This window comes from Streptomyces sp. NPDC001070, from assembly GCF_053598835.1.
The window spans coordinates 13,395-30,890 of record NZ_JBSFLB010000030.1 but is presented as its reverse complement, the minus strand read 5'-3'; the positions used below and the strand labels follow the sequence as shown (position 1 = coordinate 30,890).

Genomic DNA, 17,496 nt, shown 5'->3' with positions numbered 1-17,496 from the left:
CTACGTGAGCGCCCCGATTCCGGGGCCGAAGGCCACGAGCAGCGGGACGACCGGGATCAGCAGCGCGCAGGCGGAAGCGCGGGCGCGGCCGAGGCGGGTGAGGCGGGGCGCCGGGTCCAGCAGCCGGTTGACGCGGAACGGGACCTGCGCGTCCTGCACCGGAAACGGACCGAACACACCGCGGTCCTCGTTGAGTTCGACGAGCGCCAGGGCGGTCGTGAGACGCCCGAAGCGGCGTGACGCGATGTCGTCCGCGGCCAGTTCGATGAGCCGGTGCACCTGGTCGCGGAATCCGGCGAAGACCGGCACCTGCGGGAAGCCCGAGGCCAGCGCGCCGGCGCAGTGCAGGAGGACGTCGTGGCGGGCCCGCGCGTGGCCCTGTTCGTGGGCGAGGACGGAGTCGAGTTGACGGCCCTTCAGGCGGTGCAGCGCGGCCGTGGTGATGACCAGTTGCGGCCGCGGGCCGGTCAGCCACCAGGCGTCCGGGCGGTCGCTCTCCAGGACGACCAGCCGCTCGTCGGAGGCCGCGGTCTCACCGGGCAGCCGGGGCGAGCGGGCCCGCAGTTCGGCGCGCCGCTGCCGCTGCCGGGAACGCGCCGCGCGGATCTCGCGGGCGAGCATGGCCGCCGTCCAGACACCGCCGCAGGCCAGCAGGACCGCCAGATAGCCCGCCCAGGGGCCGTAGCCGGGCAGCCCGTACGCGTCGACGACACCACTGGGAGCGAAGGCGAACAGCCTCTCGCGCAGCCACGTCCACGTGGCGGAGGCGCTGAGGGCCATGGCCAGGAACAGGCACAGCAGGACCGCACCGACCACGCACTGCCACACCCACAGGGCCAGTACGGGTTCCCGCTCCGGCCAGTCGGCGCGGGTGAGCAGCCGCGGGGCCATGGCGGCCGCCACCGCACCGAGCAGCAGCAGCACGAGCGGGACGGTCATGCCGCCACACTATGAGGGCGTCACCGCGCACCGGTACGGTCTTTCGCGCGAAAGTGACGCACGCCTCACAGCCGTCACAGGGTGAGCAGCATGGCGAACATCCCGATCGCCATGGACACGCGGCACGCCGACGCCAATTCGGGCGCGTGCGCGACCGGTGCCGGGTGCCCGGCGGCTGCCGTCGCGGTCACCGTCGCGGTCGCGGGCGCGGCAGCCGAGACCAGGCGGACCCCCGTCGCCAGAACGTATATCGCGAAGTACACGAGCAGCAGGCCGGTCAGCGCGGGCGTGCCCGCCGGGGCGTGACCCACGTGGGCCGTGGCGCCCGCGGTGCCCGCCTCGGCCATGGCCACCGCCATGTAGACCATCGCCCCCGCGCCCACCGCGTGGTGCAGGTGGTGCGCGTCGCGCCGGGCCAGCAGCAGCGCCCGTACAGCCGCCGCGCCGAAGACCACGCCGAAGGCCGCGGCGACCCAGTCCGGCGGATCGAGGACCGACACCGGCACCGCCATCACGGCCATGCCCATGCCCATCAGGGCCTCCGCGCGCGCCACCTGCCGTTCAGCGGGCGCCGCGCCGCGGCAGCCGCGCCGGGTGCGGAACAGGCAGTACGCCCCCGTGGCCGCGCCCAGCGCCACGAGCAGCCAGGCCACCAGCGGCGGTCCGTGCATGAGCGGCCTCCTTCGGCTCCTGCGCGGAGGATGCCCGGTCCCGGCGGCGCACACTCCAGCGCACGGGCGTACCGGGGGAGCGCGGCGGGGCCGTCCCCGGCCTCAGCTGCGGGCCCGCTGGGTGACAGCCACGCAGACCAGGACCGCCACAGCCGCGGGCGCGGTGAGCGCGCCCAGGTGCTCGCCGAGCAGTCCGGCCGCCCATACCAGCGTCAGCAGTGGCTGGGCGAGTTGCAACTGGCTCGCCCGCGCGACCCCGATGGCGGCCATGCCCCGGTACCACACCATCAGCCCGAGGAACTGCGACACCACCGAGACCCAGACCAGTCCGGCCAGCGCCTGACCGCCCGGGTGCACGGGCTCCAGGGCGAGCGCCACCGCCGCCGCGGGAACCGTCAGCGGCAGCGCGCCGATCAGAGCCCAGCCGATCACGTGCCAGCCGGGCATGACCGAGGCGAGTCGCCCGCCCTCCACGTAGCCGGCCGCGCAGACCAGCAGCGACGCGAAGAGGAAGAGGTCACCCGTGGTCAGGGCGCCGCCGCCCTGCCACAGGGCGAAGCCCACCACGACGGCCCCTCCCGTGACGGCGGCCGACCAGAACAGCGGCGAAGGCCGCGTGCCCACGCGCACGGCGGCCAGCACGGCGGTGACCAGGGGTAGCGCACCCACGACGACGGCGGCGTGCGAGGTGTCGGTGGTGCGCAGCGCCAGGGTGGTCAGCAACGGGAAGCCGAGGACGACACCGAGCGCCACGACCGCGAGCCCCGCCCAGTGCCGGCGCTCGGGCAGCGGCACCCGCGCCGCGGCCAGACAGACTCCCGCCACAGCCGCCGCCAGCACGCCCCGGACGGTGGTGGCCGACCAGGGGCCGAACCCCGTGAGCGCCCAGTGCGTCGCGGGAAAGGTCAGGGAGAAGGCGGCGACGCCGAGCCCGGCGAGCGCGGTGCCGCTCGCGCGGTTCCCGACCGCTATCGACGGAAGGGCAGTAGCGCTATTCTGTGCTGTCATGAACAACGGTAGCAGTTCGGGAAATCTCGCGGATACCCTGCGGGACGAGCTTCACCACTACTCTCCAGGCGAGAAGCTGCCGTCGAGCCGGGCCCTGGTCGAACGCTTCGGCGTCAGCCCTGTCACCGTCTCCCGCGCGCTGGCCTCCCTCGCCGCCGAGGGGCTGGTCGTCACCCGCCCCGGCGCGGGCGCCTACCGCGCCCACCGCGGCGGCGGCCCGCGCGCCGTCGACACCTCGTGGCAGCAGGTCGCGCTCACCGTCGAGGAGCAGCACGGCGAACCCGCGCCCCGGGTCGTCGACGCCTCCGGCGTGACCGCCAGCCTCGCCGTCCCGCCGCCCGGGGTCATCGCCTTCAACGGCGGCTATCTGCACCCCTCGCTCCAGCCCGAGCAGGCACTCGGCGCCGCGCTCGCCCGAGCCGCCCGCCGCCCCGGCGCCTGGGAAATGCCGCCGCTGGAAGGCCTGACGGCACTGCGCGCCTGGTTCGCCCGTGAGGTGGGCGGCCCCGCCGGCGGCCACATCGGCCCCGCCAACGTCCTGGTCACCGCGGGCGGCCAGGCCGCGCTCACCACCGCCCTGCGCGCACTGGCCCCGCCCGGCTCGCCGGTGCTGGTCGAGTCGCCGACGTACCCCGGCGCCATGGCCGTCGCCCGTGCGGCCGGGCTGCGACCCGTACCCGTCCCCATGGACGACGACGGCGTCCGCCCCGACCTGCTCGCCGACGCCTTCGCCGCCACCGGCGCCCGCGTCTTCTTCTGCCAGCCGCTCTTCCAGAACCCGACCGGCACCGTGCTGGCCCCCGAACGCCGCCGGCGGATCACCGAGATCGCGCACGCCGCCGGCGCCTTCCTCATCGAGGACGACTTCGCCCGGCGCCTCGGCCACGGCACCGAGCTTCCGCCGCCCCTCGTGGCAGACGATCCGTACGGCACCGTCGTCCACGTCACCTCGCTGACCAAGCCCACCTCGCCCAGCCTGCGCGTCGGCGCACTCGTCGCCCGCGGCCCGGTCATGGAACGGCTGCGCGCCATCCAGGTCGTCGACAGCTTCTTCGTGCCCCGCCCCCTCCAGGAGGCCACCCTCGAACTCGTCGGCGCCCCCGCCTGGCCCCGCCACCTGCGTGCCGTCTCCGCCGGCCTGCGCGAGCGCCGCGCCGCGATGCTCGCCGCCCTCCACCATGAGCTGCCCGACCTCGCCGCCACCGTGCGCGTCCCCTCCGGCGGCTACCAGCTGTGGCTCCGGCTCCCCGACGGCTCGGACGAGACCGTCCTCGCCGCCGCCTCGCTGCGCGCCGGCACCGCCGTCGCCCCCGGCCGCCCCTACTTCGCGGCCGAGGCCCCGGCCCCGTACATCCGCCTGAGCTTCGCCGACACCACCGGCACCGAGGAGATCGCCGAGGGCGTGCGCCGGCTCGCCGCCGCCTGCGCGGAGACGGGCGTCACGGCCGGCCGCGACGCCGCCGGGGGACAGCCGTCCCGGAACGTCCGGCGGCCTGCCCTTCCTGTCCGTGAACCGCAACAAGCGCTCCCTCGCGCTCGACCTGCGGGGCCCGCCGGGCCGAGGAGCTGGTGAGGCGCGCCGACGTCCTCTTCGAGAACTTCCGCCCCGGCACCATGGACAAGTACGGCCTCGGCTACGAAGCGGCCCAGGCCCTCAACCCCGGCATCGTCTACGGCTCGGTCACGGGCTCCCAGGGGCGCCGTGGCGGCCGATACAGCGTCGACGAGTCGCGGTTTGACTTCACCTCGGGGCCGGACGATCACCGTGACCCGGACGTGGATGCCGAGGAAGAAGCGCGCTATCAGGCGGCGCTCTGACATCGTCGACACGCAGCAACGGCCCGGAGGATGCCCGGGGCCGTTCGTGTCGCCCGTGGCTCAGGCGTCCCCACCGGGGCCACGGCCCTGCGGGCGGGTGCTCTGGCAGCCGCGTACCAGGCACGCCGGCGCGAGCATGGCGAGGCGTCAGGCGCCGGCCTTTTGGTCGGCCTGGACGCTCCCGGCGTAGGCGCGCAGGTCAGAGTGCTTGGTCGGCACCTTCCACCGACGCAGCGCGTCCATCGCACCCATCGGCCAGGTAGCCTCGTCCTGGTCGGCGACGAAGCGCACGACACGCTGTTGCACGTTGCTCAGGTCGCCGAAGGACTGCGGCGGTTCGGCGGGATCGCCCGGGAAAAGCAGAGTGAACAGCGTATCCGCCGTGTAGTACCTGTAATAAGACCCTCCGACGCCCGTACGGTCGGCCAGGCCGGCCAGCATGGCATCGACCGCCCGGAGCGTCGTGGTTTCGGACGTCTCGGCCAGGGCCATCGCCGCGAGGCCGCGGTAAGAGCCGCTCAGGAACGACATCGTCTCGGTCTTCTCAGGCGGCCGGGCGACGACCTGCGTCAGCACCTCGACGACGGCCGGGCCGGCGATGCCGAACCGTGTCAACGCGAAGGCGGCGGCCCAGCGGAGCTCGACGATCGGGCTGTCCAGGTAGCGACGGATGAAGGGGACGGTCGCCGGGTCGCCGAGCAGACCGATGGCGACCACTCCCGTCGCTGCCGCGCCAGGCGAGTCCTCGTCGGCGATGAACGCCTTCAAGAGCGGAATCGACGTCGCCGCGGACTCGGGGAACCACGCGAGCAAGTTCGCAGTCTCGGCCCGCAGTTCAGGGCTGTCCGAGGTCAGCAGCACGGCGAGTGCGGGAAGTGCCTCCCGGACGGCGTCATAGGAACGCACCACCGCTTCAGCGGCGATGAGCACCTGCGCCCAGCTCTCCTCGCGCTGTTTGCGCTGCTCATCGTCCGCCGCTTCGCCGATCCACTGAGCCCACTCGTCCGCTTCGCCGCGTAGATTCGCCAGGTTGGCGCGGTCTACCCGAGGGTCATAGCCGTTCGGCAGATAGTTGTTGTCCAGCCCGATCGCGATGGCGACCAGCAGACCGACGAGCCGATGCCTATTGACCAATCTCGGGTCGAGTGCCATCTGTACGAGGAACGGAACGGTATACACCGCAGCCTGCGATCGCGTGCCCTGGTGCACGATATGGTCCGCGAGCTGCGCACTCGGCGGGTACCGGCCCTCCCAAACCCCCGCCTGTATCGCCCGGAGGTGTCCGGGGACGTCGTCTGCCATGCCGTAGGAGTGATGCAGTTGGGCCCAGGGCACATCGTCCAGGCCGGTGAGAGGGTCGTCATCCGTCACGGCAGCAGATCCTGGCATACCAGGATTCCGTCCTGCGCTTCGAATGTCCGATCAGGTGATGGTCATGTGATCACCCGCGACCCGGGGTCGAGGAACACACGCGCCTCAGCTTGTGGAGCAAGCCGACGCCGGCCCAGGTGAGTGGCTGACGATGCGATGCTCGGCCGGTACTCCTTCCAGCTCCCCAACCTGCCCGACGGCCGGCGCCCGATGCGCGCCCCAGACGCCACCGACGAGGAATGACCGGTTCGTGGCCCGCCGGTGGTATTGGCGCCGGCGGGCGCGGGCCTGGTGGCGTCGGCTCTGGCGCTTTCCTTGCTGTCCGACCTCCCGTTTGTGGTGGCGGCATGCGTCTGGCCCGCCACCTGGGGCGCCCTAGGGGCGGTAGCGGAGCGGATGATCGGCTGGCACCTCCACAATGACAATCTTGTGTCCGTCCGGATCCTCGATCCACATCTCGATCAGCCCCCACGGCTCCCGCGCGGGCTCCCGAACGATCGGCACCCCGCGTTCGGCGAACCGGGCACGGCACTCCGCCACGTCCTCGACCTGCAGCCACAACTGGAGCCCCGGGGCCGGCGGCCCGTCCGCGTGCCCTGCGACCTCCAGGAAGCCCCCGCCCAGGAAGAACACCGTGCCGCGCTCCTCCCACGGCCCGAACTCCCGGTAGACGGCCAGCCCCAGGTCGTCGCGGTAGAAGGCCCGGGACCGCTCCAGATCCCTCGGCCGGAGCAGGATCCTGCTGCTCAGTACGTTCGTCACGGGCCCGAAGCTACCCACGTGGGGCCCGGAAAACCGGCTGACACGGCGCCCCCGCGCACGGGAGGCTGCCCCGCACGGACCACGGCCCCGTCTGGATCGCCCCGCTGCAGCGGAGCTGCCCCTGCTGCGGAACCGAGGCGGGGTGGGATCCGGCGTGGGAGCAGTGGGTGCGCGAACGCGGCTGCGCGCCGCCGGAGGAGTTCGTGCGGCACGTACAGGCCAGGGGCTTCATGCCGCCTCCCCGCCCGACCGGCTAGCCTCGGGACGAGCCACCGCCGCAGAGAGGACACCCCCGCCATGGAGACCGCGCAGCCCGTCGTCAGCCCCGTCTTCCACTTCCGTACCGCTACCGGTGAGGACGTTCCCGCGCTCGTCGAACTCATCGAGTCCGCGTACCGGGGCGAGTCCAGCCGCGCCGGGTGGACGACGGAGGCGGATCTGCTCGAGGGCCGGCGCACCGATTCCGAGGGCGTGGCGGCCGTTGTCGACGGCGAGCACAGCCTCATCCTCGTGGTCGAGTCGGACGGCGCCGTCGTGGCCTGCTGCCAGCTGGAGAACCGCGACGGGCACGCCTACTTCGGCATGTTCGCCGTGCGCCCCGCCCTCCAGGGCGGCGGCCTCGGCAAGCTGGTGCTCGCGGAGGCGGAGCGCCTCGCCCGGGAGGAGTGGGCGGCGGACGAGATGCACATGACGGTGATCAGGCAGCGCGAGGACCTGATCGCCTGGTACGTGCGCCGCGGCTACGCGCGGACCGGCCGCACCAGCCCCTTCCCGTACGGCGACGCCCGGTTCGGGCTGCCCACGCGCGACGACCTCGCGTTCGAGCTGCTGGTGAAGAAGCTCGGCTGACGGCCGCCTCGGAGCCGCCCGGCCTCGACGATCCGCGACAGGTAACGCCGGGTGCGCTCGTGCGCGGGCGCGCCGAAGACGTCGGCGGGCGTGCCGCGCTCGAGCACCACGCCGCCGTCGAGGAAGCAGACCTGGCAGGACCACGTGCCGGAGGGTGGTCACCAGTCGGTGAGACCGCCCTCGACCGCCCGCTTGACGTCCGGCATGTCGGTGACGACGCCGTCGAGACCGAGGGCGCGCGCCAGCGCGAGGTCGGCCGGGGTGTTGACGGTCCAGGCGATCACCGAGATGCCCGCGCGGTGGCACTCCTGAACCAGCGCCAGGCTGATCCGGCGCAGGCTCAGGCTCACGAGCTTCGCGCCGACCGCCTGGGCACGGGTGACGATCTCCGAGCCCATCGGGCCCTGGGCGACCAGCACGGTGCGCACGTCGGGCAGGCACTCGCGGATCTCGGCGAGCGCCTCGTCGTGGAAGGACAGTACGTCGACCCGCTCGACCAGATCGCGCTCGCGCATCAGCTCGGCCAGCACGCGGGCCGCCGCCACGTCCTTGATCTCGGCCTGGATCGGCTTGGAGACCGCGTCCAGCACCTCCTCGAAGACGGGCACCCGCTCGCCGCGGCCCGCGTCGAGCTCGCGCAGCTCGGCCAGTGTGAGGTCGCCGATCAGTCCGGAGCCGTCCGTGGTGCGGTCGACCTTCACGTCGTGCATGACGATCAGGGCGCCGTCCTTGCTCAGGTGCAGGTCGAGCTCGATCTGGTCCATGTCCTCGCGTTCGGCGCGGACGAAGGAGCGGAGGGTGTTCTCGGGCTCGACGCCCATGACACCGCGGTGGCCGACGGTGAGAAAGCTCAAGGCGGATCGCTTCCGGTGCTGGTGCTGCGCGTGATCGACGGACAGCCGGCAGCCTAGCGGCCCCTTGCGGCACACGGCCGAACGCGGGATGAACGGCGCGGCCGTGCGCAGGAGGATCCACGGTGCGGGGCCGTTCGGGCGGAAGAATCTCCTCCGGCTCCACTTGAACGGAAGAAGCTGCCGTATATACGGTGGGGCGACAAGAGGTTCTTCAGTGAAGGAGGGGGCGTGACGGAAATTCTGTCGCCGGCAGCGGCACCGATAGACAGCGCAGCCACCAGCGAGACCGGTGTGTCCGGCGGCGGCATTGTCCGGCACCCGGCGTGGGCGGTCCTGAAGCAGGCGGTGGAGGAGATCCGCCCCTGGCAGAGCAAGGACGGCTCCATCGACTTCTCCGCCGAGGGCGCGCCCGAGCGCGCCGTCGCCGAGAGCGCGATCGACCGGGCGATCCACGCCGTGGAGGACCTCTCGCCCCTCCTGCCGCACGACAAGGCCTACCACGAGGCCCTGGTCGTGGACCTGCGCCGCTGGGCCGACGGCGGCTTCGCCGTCCCCGACTTCCTGGACTCGCTACTGGCCTTCCAGCCCGCCGCCGACCGCCGGGACGGCCTGGAGCACCTCGTGGTGTTCCCGATGTACACCCAGAACGGCAACCCGGACCGCAACCTGGAGGCCGTCGCGCTGCGCGTCGTGTGGCCCGAGTGGCTGTCCGAGCTGGAGCGCACCCGCTACGACAACCCCCTCTTCGTGCCGATCACCTTCGAGGACTTCACCCCCGGGTACGACACGAACTCCGCGGTGCTCTTCCCCGAGACCGTCGCCGTCCGCGAGGCCCCCGAGCGCTTCACCTGGGGCGGCATCTTCTGCGACCGCGAGGCGGCCCGCTTCCGCGCCGTGAGCCGCGCCGCCGTCGACACCCTCGGCCTCGCGCTCCCCGAGGACGCCGCCGGGCTGCTGGAGGACCAGGAGCTCAGCCAGCAGACCTTCACGCTGTGGGACATGATCCACGACCGTACCCACAGCCACGGCGACCTGCCCTTCGACCCTTTCATGATCAAGCAGCGCCAGCCGTTCTGGATGTACGGCCTGGAGGAGCTCCGCTGCGACCTCACGACCTTCAAGGAGGCCGTGAAACTGGAGGCCGAGGGCCACGGGATGGGCCGCTACGTCCAGTACGCGATCCTCTTCGACCGTCTCTTCCGCTTCCCGGTCACCGGAGACCGCGTCCGCAACTACGACGGTCTCGGCGGCCAGCTGCTCTTCGCGTACCTGCACAAGCACGACGCCGTACGCTGGACGGACAACAAGCTCCACATCGACTGGGAGCGCGCTCCGCAGGTGACCAACCAGCTGTGCGCCGACATCGAGAAGCTGTACCGGGACGGCATCGACCGCCCCAAGCTCGTGCACTGGTTCGCCGCCTACGACCTCGTCGCGGGCTACCTCTCGCCGCACCCCGGCTCGGTCTGGGCCAAGGGCCCGGAGGCCCTGGACCTCGACCAGCCGCCGCGGAAGCTCGTGGACGACGTGCTGCCGGACGAATTTCCGCTCAGCATGTTCTACGAGGCCCTGGCCAAGAAGCTGCGTGATGTGATCGCCTCGACCAAGGGCATCACGGCCCGCGGCACGGGCCAGGTGGCCGCGTGACCGATCCAGGCGAGGAGGCGGCGGAGATGACGGAAGCCAACGAGGCGGCCAGGGGACCCCTGGCCGGAGCCGTGATCGCGGTGGCGGGTGCCGGCGGCCCCGCCGGACGCGCGACACTGCAGCGGCTCGCCCGTGCCGGCGCCTGGGTCATCGCCGCGGACGCCAACCCCGAGCGGCTCGCCGAGGCCGTGGACCTGGCCCGCTTCGACGCCGGCGGTGCCGGTATCACCGGGGACATCGTCGACCTGCTCGACCTCGACGCCACCCGCGAGTGGGCGGGCCGCATCGAGAAGGAGCACGGGCGGATCGACGGCATGGTCCACCTGGTCGGCGGCTGGCGCGGTTCGGCCTCCTTCCAGGAGACCGACCTCGCGGACTGGGACTTCCTCGAGAAGCTCCTCATCCGCACCGTCCAGCACACATCGCTGGCCTTCCACGACGGACTGCTCTCCAGTCCCTACGGCCGCTACGTACTGATCAGCGCCGCCGGGGCCACCCAGCCCACCGCCGGCAACGCCGCGTACGCCGCCGCCAAGGCCGCCGCCGAGGCGTGGACGCTGGCGATGGGCGACTCCTTCCGCAAGCTCGCGGGGGAGCAGGGCCCGACCGCCGCCGCCACCGTGCTGGTGATCAAGGCGCTGGTGCACGAGCAGATGCGCAAGGAGCGCCCGAACGCCAAGTTCGCGGGCTTCACCGATGTGACCGAGCTGGCCGACGCCATCGCAGATGTGTGGACCCGGCCCGCCGAGGAAGTGAACGGAACCCGCCAGTGGCTGACACCCCGCCCGTGACCGCACCGTCGACCGACGCGGTCAGGCACCACGACCCCGAGGTCCGGGGCTTCGCCAGCGACAACTACGCCGGCGTCCACCCCGAGGTGCTGGCGGCCCTCGCCCTCGCCAACGGCGGCCACCAGGTCGCCTACGGCGAGGACGAGTACACCGCCCACCTGCAGGAGGTCTTCCGCGGCCACTTCGGCCCGCGGGCCGAGGCCTTCCCGGTCTTCAACGGCACCGGTGCCAACGTCGTCGCCCTCCAGTCGCTGACCGAGCGCTGGGGAGCGGTCATCTGTGCCGCCTCTGCCCACATCAACGTGGACGAGGGCGGCGCCCCGGAGCGGATGGGCGGCCTCAAGCTGCTCGCCGTGCCCACCCCGGACGGCAAGCTCACTCCCGAGCTGATCGACCGGGAGGCCTGGGGCTTCGACGACGAGCACCGCGCGCAGCCGCAGGTCGTCTCGATCACCCAGTCCACCGAACTGGGCACCTGTTACACGCCCGCGGAGATCCGCGAGATCTGCGACCACGCCCACGAGCGGGGCCTCGCCGTCCATCTCGACGGCTCGCGGATCGCCAACGCCGCAGCCACCCTCGGTGTGCCGTTCAGGGAGTTCACCACCGACGCCGGTGTGGACGTCCTCTCCTTCGGCGGCACCAAGAACGGGCTCCTGCTCGGCGAGTGCGTCGTCGTGCTGAACCCGGAGCGAGTCCGCGCGATGAAGCACCTGCGCAAGCTGTCGATGCAGCTCGCCTCCAAGATGCGCTTCGTCTCGGTGCAGTTCGAGGCGCTGCTCACCGGCGACCTGTGGCTGCGCAGCGCCGGTCACGCCAACGCGATGGCCCGGCGGCTGGAGGCGGCCGTCCGTGCGGTCGATGGCGTCACCGTCGTCCGTCCCGTCCAGGCGAACGCGGTCTTCGCGCTGCTGCCGCGCGAGGTCAGCGAGCGACTGCAGAAGCGCTACCGCTTCTATTTCTGGGACGAGTCCACCGGCGAGGTGCGCTGGATGTGCTCGTTCGACACGACCGAGGAGGACGTGGATTCCTTCGCGGCCGCGCTGGCCGAGGAAATGGCCGCGCACTCCGCCTGATTCGGTGTCCTGAATCCGGGCCGCACGGACAGAACCCGAGGGGCGTACGGGATTTCCCGTACGCCCCTCGGTGCGTCGCGTCGCGCGCCCCTTGTGGGGGCGCCGGATCACGCGTTGACGCAGGCGTTGCCGAGCGCCGGGTTCAGCAGCGCGAAGAAGTCGACGGTGTTGCCGCACAGGTTGACCGGAGTGCTGACCGGAATCTGGATGACGTTCCGCCGGCGATGCCGGGGGAACCGACGGCAGCCGCATTGGCCGAGGCACCGCCGTGGTCGTGGCCGTGGCCGTGGCCGCGACCGTGGTCGGTCGCGCCGGCGGCGCCCGCCGCACCCAGGACGGCGACGCCGGCGACCGCGGTCAGGGCCGCGGCCTTCGCGATGCGCATCACGTTCTCCATGGTGGAGATCGCTACGTGGATCCTGATCAACGACCCGTGGCATAGGCGGATGTGGGAGTCCACCCGTTCGGCCCTTGCGCCAACCGCGCGAACGTCACCGACTCGTACGGGGAGGAGACTCCGGTCTCGTACAGCAGGCCGACCGTGCCGTCACCGAGTTCGACGAGGTCGGAATAGGCCGCCGGGAGCGCGCTGACGGGGGGCTCGGACACCCAGGTCCTGCCGTCGTCGCCGCTGATCCGCAGCGTCATGCCCCTGCGCTTGCGGGGATCGGCCGGGTCCGAGTACAGCAGTGTCCCGTCGCGCGTCCGCAGCACGCTGCCCTGCACCTCGGGGCCTTCGAGGGTGCCCTGCGGCCGGAAGATGCCGTCGATGCCCAGCCCGCCGTCCGAGCTGTAGGCGTCGGCGCGGGTGGCCGCGGAAAAGCCGTGGTCGTCACGGCTGTTGACGTAGATCCGCCCGTCGGGGAGCTCGGCCATGGTGCTCTCGTTGAGATTGAGCCATTCTCCCGGCAGCGCCTGCACGAATCCGATGTGCCAGTCCCGCCCGCCGTTGTCGCTGTAGAGCGCGTGGGCGCCGTGCACCGTCTCGCCGGCCACGACCGCGGTGTGGTTGGCGGGCGCCAGCAGCCTTCCGGCGTACGGGCCGTGGCTCAGGGCGATCGCGTGTCCCGGACCGGTGGCGTACCAGCGCCAGTTGGCGGGTTTGACCTCGGAGGTGATGTCGCGGGGCGGCGACCAGGTGGCTCCGGCGGAGTCGCTGTGCAGTTCGTAGACGAGCCTTTCACGGCCGGTGCCGCGGCAGATCAGCAGCGCGACGCGCCCGGTGCGCGGATCCACCACCGGGGTCGGGTTGCCGAAGGTGTCGGTGCCGGCGTCGGCGATCACCTGGAGGGCGTTCCAGGTGCAGCCGCCGTCGAAGGAGCGCCGCAGCACGACGTCGATGTCACCTTCGTCCGCGCCCGAGTTGCGGCGCCCCTCGGCGAAGGCGAGGACGGTGGCCCCGCCGGTGCGCACGACCGCCGGGATCCGGAAGGTGTGGTGGCCATCGGTGCCGGACCGGAACGGCACCGATGTCGCGCAGGCCGCCGGGAGCGGCGTGGCCGCCTCGCCTTCGGACGCCTGCCATCCGGCCGTGCCGGTGAGCAGGAGGGCGAGGCCCGCCAGCGTGCGTCTGCCCCTGGCGGCAGGGTGTGTCATCGGGAATTCCTCCGGGCGGCGTGACGTCGGCCAGCGGCGTTACATTCTCATTCGTCCGCCCGAGTCGCCGTATGACACTCCGTTCGATGCTTTTCCGGTAGTTCAATATGAGGAATTCCGCCGAAACGGTGAGGATATCCTTGACGGTTGCCCGGTCCCGCCTTTGTCTGTGTCAGAGGTATCGACCAATGAATATGCCCGGATCTTGCCGGGGGTGCTGGTCGAAAGGCCCGCGTGGGGCGATAGTTGTGCACCTGTCGTTCCATGCCCATGACAGGGGGGACCACCCGCCATGACACGACCGACACCGCGTCGTACGGTGCTGGCCGCCGCCATCGCGGCGGCCGCCGCGGCCACGACCGGCCCACGGGCCTTCGCCGCGTCCGGAGCGGACGAGTGCGCCGCGGCCGAGAAAGCCGGCGGCAGGGACCGCGCCGACGAAGGCGACGAGGCTCCCGTGGACTATCGGGCCTGGACCCGGTGGGCCGACTGGCACCGCGGGGAGGGCTCCGGCACCGGTGTCGTCCCCGGCCCGCGCCCCGGCGTGGCCATCCTCCGCCCGACCGGCACTCTGGAGTACACCGACCCGCACACCCGGACCACCGCGACCTGGGAGACCGCTACCTGGACCTCCCCCGAGCACACCCCGCGGCACCCGGCGACCGAGATCGTCGCCTCCTGGAACGCCCGCACACCACCCGGCACTTGGATCCAGGTCGAGTTGTGCGCCACGTACACCGACGGCAGCCGGTCCCCCTGGTACGTGATGTGCCGCTGGGCCTCCGGCGACGCCGACATCAAGCGCACCTCCGTCGACGACCAGAGCGACGGCAAGAGCAGTGTGTGGACCGACACCCTCGCCGTCGACGACCCCGCCTCGGGCCTGCGGCTCGCCTCGTACCGCCTGCGGCTCACCCTGCTGCGCACCCCCGGCTCCCGGGTCACCCCCACCGTCTGGCGACTCGGCGCCATGGCCTCCGACATCCCCGACCGCTTCACGGTGCCGGCCTCCGTCCCCGGCGTGGGGCGCGGGATCGAACTGCCCGTGCCGCGCTACTCGCAGGAGATCCACAAGGGCCAGTACCCGCAGTTCGACAACGGCGGCGAGGCCTGGTGCAGTCCCACGTCCTCCCAGATGGTCATCGAGTACTGGGGCCGCAAGCCGAGCACCGCCGACCTCGCCTGGGTCGACCCCTCCTACGCCGACCCCCAGGTCGACCACGCGGCCCGCTACACCTACGACAGCCAGTACGAGGGCTGCGGCAACTGGCCGTTCAACGCCGCCTACGCCGCCACCTACCGCGAGATGGTCGCGGTCATCACCCGGCTGCACAGCCTGAACGACGTGGAACGGCTCATCAGAGCCGGCATCCCGGTGATAACGTCCCAGTCCTTCCTCGCCACCGAACTGGACGGCGCGGGCTACGGAACCTCAGGGCACCTGATGTGCGTCATCGGCTTCACCGCCGACGGCGACGTCATCGCCAACGACCCCGCCAGCCGCGACGACGCCTCGGTGCGGCGCGTCTACAAGCGGTCGCAGTTCGAGTCGATCTGGCTCAGGACGAAGCGCTACACCGCCGACGGGCAGCTCCGCAGCGGCACGGGCGGCGTCTGCTACCTGTACTGGCCGCTGCGGCCCTCGGGCCCGCAGTACCGGGCACTGCACCGGATCGGGGTGCTCTGAATCCCTCGTCCCTGGGACAGTGTTGCGGCTGCATGAAATCCCGCGGGGCGGGCGGCCACCGGGAATGCCGGGGGCGACCCCGTTCGCTGAGCGCGTCGGGACCGACCGGTCCCGACGCGCCCACCCGTACGAGGAGCCCCGTCATGTCGCGCAGTGCAGTCACCGCCGTGCCCGTGCACCCGCCGCTCGCGGAGCGCTGGAGTCCTCGGTCCTTCGACGCCGCGCACGAGCTCACGGATCCGCGGCTCGCCGCGCTTCCGGAGGCCGCCCGGTGGGCCGCCTCCGCGCACAACGTCCAGCCCTGGCGGTTCCTCGTCGGACGGCGGGGCGACACCACCTTCAAGGGCGTCCACGACACGCTCATCGGCTTCAACCAGCAGGGGGCACGCAATGCCTCGGCACTGATCGCGGTCGCCTCACGCGATCGGCGCCCCCTCGGGGAGACCTTCTTCGCCGGGGAGTGGGGGGAGCCGGTCGCCCTGCGTTCAGCGTGAGGGCGCGGGCGCTATGTCCAGCTCCCTGAGGAGGTCGGAGGGCAACACGAGCGAAGGGGTGGGGAGGAGGCGGCTCGGGAATCCCGTCGGCCGCAGACCGGGCATGTTCTCCAGCCAGGTGTAAGTCGGCTGGAGGTATGTCGGTTGGGCGTACGTCGGCTGCGGGTACGTCGGTCCGCACGACAGGGCCCCACTCGACCCGACGGTGCAACGGTTCCCCATCGGGGGCCTCGTTGTGTCGTTGACCCCGCTGCGCGCGACGAGGAGGGCGATGAGGACGCCGGCCCCGGCTATTCCCAGGGCGACATAGCCCTGACGCTTCCTGGCCGCCTCGGCGGTGTGGTCGGCCACGGTCGTGAAGTGCCACCCCTGGAACGAGGGCTCCGTCACCTCGTCCTCCTCAGTCCACGGATTCGCGGGGTCGGGCGGCCCGGACCGGTCCGGGTTCACGTCCAGGAGCGTGAGGTGCAGCCGCAGCCGGTCGAGTTCGGGCGGCTGCGAGAGCGCCTCGGCGATGAGCACGCGCAGTCCCTCGTCCGTGAGGCCCTCGCATTCAAGGCGGGTGCCGCCGCCCCAGAGCGGGCGCCACGAAGCCCGTCCTTCCCGGAGCAAGGTGTGGCCCACCAACGCGTGGAGCGCGTCGGCCAGTTCCTCGCGGGTGCCGTCGAACTCCCCGGCCAGGCGGACGAGCCCGTTGTCGGCCAGCAAGCGCAGCACCGTGTCCAGCCCCGGGTCACGTCGCCCGGTCACGCGGGACGCGGCACGCAGGAGTTCCCAGGCCCGCGTGCCCGCCGCACGATTCGCGGAGAGCTCGATCCAGCGCTCCCAGGGAATGGTGGTCACCTGTGAGGCCGATCCCCGCAGTTGCTCCATCACCTTGGCCGTGTCACGTGGGAGCAGGCGCAGGGCCCCCGTCCCGTCGTCGTCACCGGCCGGTACGTCGAGCTTGGCGATCCGGTCCAGCCGAACACCCAGCGGAGGATGGGAGTCGTGGCGCCCCGCCCTCGCGGGACCGGTGTCCACGGGCGACCGCCGTACTCCGAGGTCACCGAGCAGGTACTGGAACGCCAGGTAGGGATGGTCCGGATGCATGCCGGCGAGGGCGGAGGGTTCGAGCCATTCCGCGGTGAACCGCCGCCAGGCTCCGGCGGTCCCGTGCATGGCCCGCAGGGCGTCGGCTGTGACCTCTCGGCCCGCGAGCCTCGCAGCCGTGCGGTCCGCCTCGATCTCCTGCCGCCTGCGGGCCGCGAAGGTGAGCCGGCGGAAGACAGCGGCGTACAACCGCAGCGAGTACCGGACGAGAAGATGCAGACCGGTGACGATGCGGGTTCCGTACCGCAGCCTGTCGAAAGCGGTGTCGAGGGTCGCGGAAATGCGGTAGCACAGGGCCCCGAAGCGCGTGTGGCGGCCGGTGAAGTGACCGAATTCGTGGGCGAGGATCGCCCTGAGCTCGGCATGCGTCAGTGCCGCCAGCAACGGCAGTCCCAGGTAGAGCCGGCGTTGACCGGACAGCAGCCCCAGCATGCGCGCGTCCTCGGCCACCGCGGCATTGGTGTCCGCGGTCAGCAGCAGCACGTCCGGTGGCCGGGTCCCCGCCTGCCAGGCCACACCCGTCGCCATTTCCCAGAGCGCGGGGGCGTCCTCGCGCGAGACCGGCACAGCCTCGGCACGCACCGGGATCGGACTGCTGATGGCCTTCAGTACCTGCCCTATGACCACCAGTATGAGCACAGCGGCCAACACGACCTGCAGGCTGGTCAAGGCATCGGTGACCCCCTCCCGGCCGGCACGCGCGCCACCCACTTTCAGGACGGTGAACGCCACGGCGCCCAGCCCGAACCCGATCAGCAGCGCGTAGAGCCCCGCCAGCAGAACGATCGCCAACAGCGCCCGTAACGAAGCCCACACAGCGCTCATCGCGCACCCCCTCGCA

Annotated in this window: 17 protein-coding genes and 1 pseudogene; 8 read left to right on the top strand and 10 right to left on the bottom strand. The window is 72.0% G+C overall.

Annotated elements, in window-relative coordinates:
• The 3 genes from ACWDAS_RS31275 to ACWDAS_RS31265 form a co-directional block, all read right to left on the bottom strand.
• Complete coding sequence (locus ACWDAS_RS31275; RefSeq protein WP_450397723.1) at positions 1-939, bottom strand: M56 family metallopeptidase; 939 nt, start codon at positions 937-939, stop codon at positions 1-3.
• Between the two features lie 74 nt (positions 940-1,013).
• Complete coding sequence (locus ACWDAS_RS31270; RefSeq protein ID WP_450397721.1) at positions 1,014-1,610, bottom strand: DUF5134 domain-containing protein; 597 nt, start codon at positions 1,608-1,610, stop codon at positions 1,014-1,016.
• Positions 1,611-1,712: 102 nt separating this feature from the next.
• Positions 1,713-2,618: a DMT family transporter gene (locus tag ACWDAS_RS31265; RefSeq protein WP_450397720.1), complete on the bottom strand. Its 906-nt coding sequence runs from the start codon at positions 2,616-2,618 to the stop codon at positions 1,713-1,715.
• Between ACWDAS_RS31265 and ACWDAS_RS31260 the strand changes: the two genes are divergently transcribed.
• The gene (locus ACWDAS_RS31260; protein ID WP_450397718.1) at positions 2,617-4,191 is read left to right on the top strand and encodes an aminotransferase-like domain-containing protein; all 1,575 of its coding nucleotides are present in this window, start codon (positions 2,617-2,619) and stop codon (positions 4,189-4,191) included. The two genes, ACWDAS_RS31265 and ACWDAS_RS31260, sit on opposite strands and share 2 nt — an antisense overlap.
• Positions 4,188-4,436, top strand: coding sequence for a CoA transferase (locus ACWDAS_RS31255; protein ID WP_450397716.1), 249 nt, complete (start codon positions 4,188-4,190; stop codon positions 4,434-4,436). Before ACWDAS_RS31260 ends, ACWDAS_RS31255 begins: the two co-directional genes overlap by 4 nt.
• Positions 4,437-4,583: 147 nt before the next feature.
• Here ACWDAS_RS31255 and ACWDAS_RS31250 read toward each other — a convergent pair whose 3' ends face one another.
• Together ACWDAS_RS31250 and ACWDAS_RS31245 are read right to left on the bottom strand one after the other, a co-directional pair.
• Positions 4,584-5,807, bottom strand: coding sequence for a HEAT repeat domain-containing protein (locus tag ACWDAS_RS31250; RefSeq protein ID WP_450397715.1), 1,224 nt, complete (start codon positions 5,805-5,807; stop codon positions 4,584-4,586).
• Between the two features lie 375 nt (positions 5,808-6,182).
• Positions 6,183-6,569: a VOC family protein gene (locus ACWDAS_RS31245; RefSeq protein WP_450397713.1), complete on the bottom strand. Its 387-nt coding sequence runs from the start codon at positions 6,567-6,569 to the stop codon at positions 6,183-6,185.
• Between the two features lie 297 nt (positions 6,570-6,866).
• Between ACWDAS_RS31245 and ACWDAS_RS31240 the strand changes: the two genes are divergently transcribed.
• Positions 6,867-7,418 (top strand): GNAT family N-acetyltransferase, encoded by a 552-nt coding sequence (locus tag ACWDAS_RS31240; protein ID WP_450397711.1) that lies wholly within the window; start codon positions 6,867-6,869, stop codon positions 7,416-7,418.
• Positions 7,419-7,429: 11 nt separating this feature from the next.
• Here the strand turns inward: ACWDAS_RS31240 and ACWDAS_RS31235 are convergent.
• Together ACWDAS_RS31235 and ACWDAS_RS31230 are read right to left on the bottom strand one after the other, a co-directional pair.
• A pseudogene (locus ACWDAS_RS31235) lies at positions 7,430-7,552 on the bottom strand (peptide ABC transporter ATP-binding protein); the annotation flags it as partial.
• A 24-nt stretch (positions 7,553-7,576) separates the two neighbouring features.
• Positions 7,577-8,272 carry a glycerophosphodiester phosphodiesterase gene (locus tag ACWDAS_RS31230; protein WP_450397709.1) on the bottom strand — a complete coding sequence of 232 codons (696 nt, stop codon included), beginning with the start codon at positions 8,270-8,272 and terminating at the stop codon, positions 7,577-7,579.
• Between the two features lie 228 nt (positions 8,273-8,500).
• On the opposite strand from ACWDAS_RS31230, the gene ACWDAS_RS31225 reads away from it, so the two are divergent.
• Genes ACWDAS_RS31225 through ACWDAS_RS31215 form a run of 3 tightly spaced genes read left to right on the top strand, consistent with a single transcriptional unit; the run spans position 8,501 to position 11,786 of the window.
• Positions 8,501-9,919, top strand: a complete 1,419-nt coding sequence (locus ACWDAS_RS31225; RefSeq protein ID WP_450397708.1) for a DUF6421 family protein — start codon at positions 8,501-8,503, stop codon at positions 9,917-9,919.
• Between the two features lie 26 nt (positions 9,920-9,945).
• The gene (locus ACWDAS_RS31220; protein WP_450397856.1) at positions 9,946-10,710 is read left to right on the top strand and encodes an SDR family oxidoreductase; all 765 of its coding nucleotides are present in this window, start codon (positions 9,946-9,948) and stop codon (positions 10,708-10,710) included.
• The gene (locus ACWDAS_RS31215; protein WP_450397707.1) at positions 10,689-11,786 is read left to right on the top strand and encodes a threonine aldolase family protein; all 1,098 of its coding nucleotides are present in this window, start codon (positions 10,689-10,691) and stop codon (positions 11,784-11,786) included. The genes ACWDAS_RS31220 and ACWDAS_RS31215 overlap by 22 nt, the downstream gene beginning before the upstream one ends.
• Positions 11,787-11,893: 107 nt before the next feature.
• Here ACWDAS_RS31215 and ACWDAS_RS31210 read toward each other — a convergent pair whose 3' ends face one another.
• Positions 11,894-12,226 (bottom strand): chaplin, encoded by a 333-nt coding sequence (locus ACWDAS_RS31210; RefSeq protein ID WP_450397705.1) that lies wholly within the window; start codon positions 12,224-12,226, stop codon positions 11,894-11,896.
• Positions 12,210-13,382: a sialidase family protein gene (locus ACWDAS_RS31205; RefSeq protein ID WP_450397704.1), complete on the bottom strand. Its 1,173-nt coding sequence runs from the start codon at positions 13,380-13,382 to the stop codon at positions 12,210-12,212. The genes ACWDAS_RS31210 and ACWDAS_RS31205 overlap by 17 nt, the downstream gene beginning before the upstream one ends.
• Positions 13,383-13,674: 292 nt before the next feature.
• Between ACWDAS_RS31205 and ACWDAS_RS31200 the strand changes: the two genes are divergently transcribed.
• The gene (locus ACWDAS_RS31200; protein WP_450397702.1) at positions 13,675-15,069 is read left to right on the top strand and encodes a peptidase C39 family protein; all 1,395 of its coding nucleotides are present in this window, start codon (positions 13,675-13,677) and stop codon (positions 15,067-15,069) included.
• A gap of 143 nt (positions 15,070-15,212) precedes the next feature.
• Positions 15,213-15,563: a nitroreductase family protein gene (locus tag ACWDAS_RS31195; protein WP_450397700.1), complete on the top strand. Its 351-nt coding sequence runs from the start codon at positions 15,213-15,215 to the stop codon at positions 15,561-15,563.
• Here the strand turns inward: ACWDAS_RS31195 and ACWDAS_RS31190 are convergent.
• Complete coding sequence (locus ACWDAS_RS31190) at positions 15,555-17,447, bottom strand: M48 family metallopeptidase (protein WP_450397698.1); 1,893 nt, start codon at positions 17,445-17,447, stop codon at positions 15,555-15,557. The genes ACWDAS_RS31195 and ACWDAS_RS31190 overlap by 9 nt on opposite strands.
• Positions 17,448-17,496 lie beyond the last annotated feature (49 nt).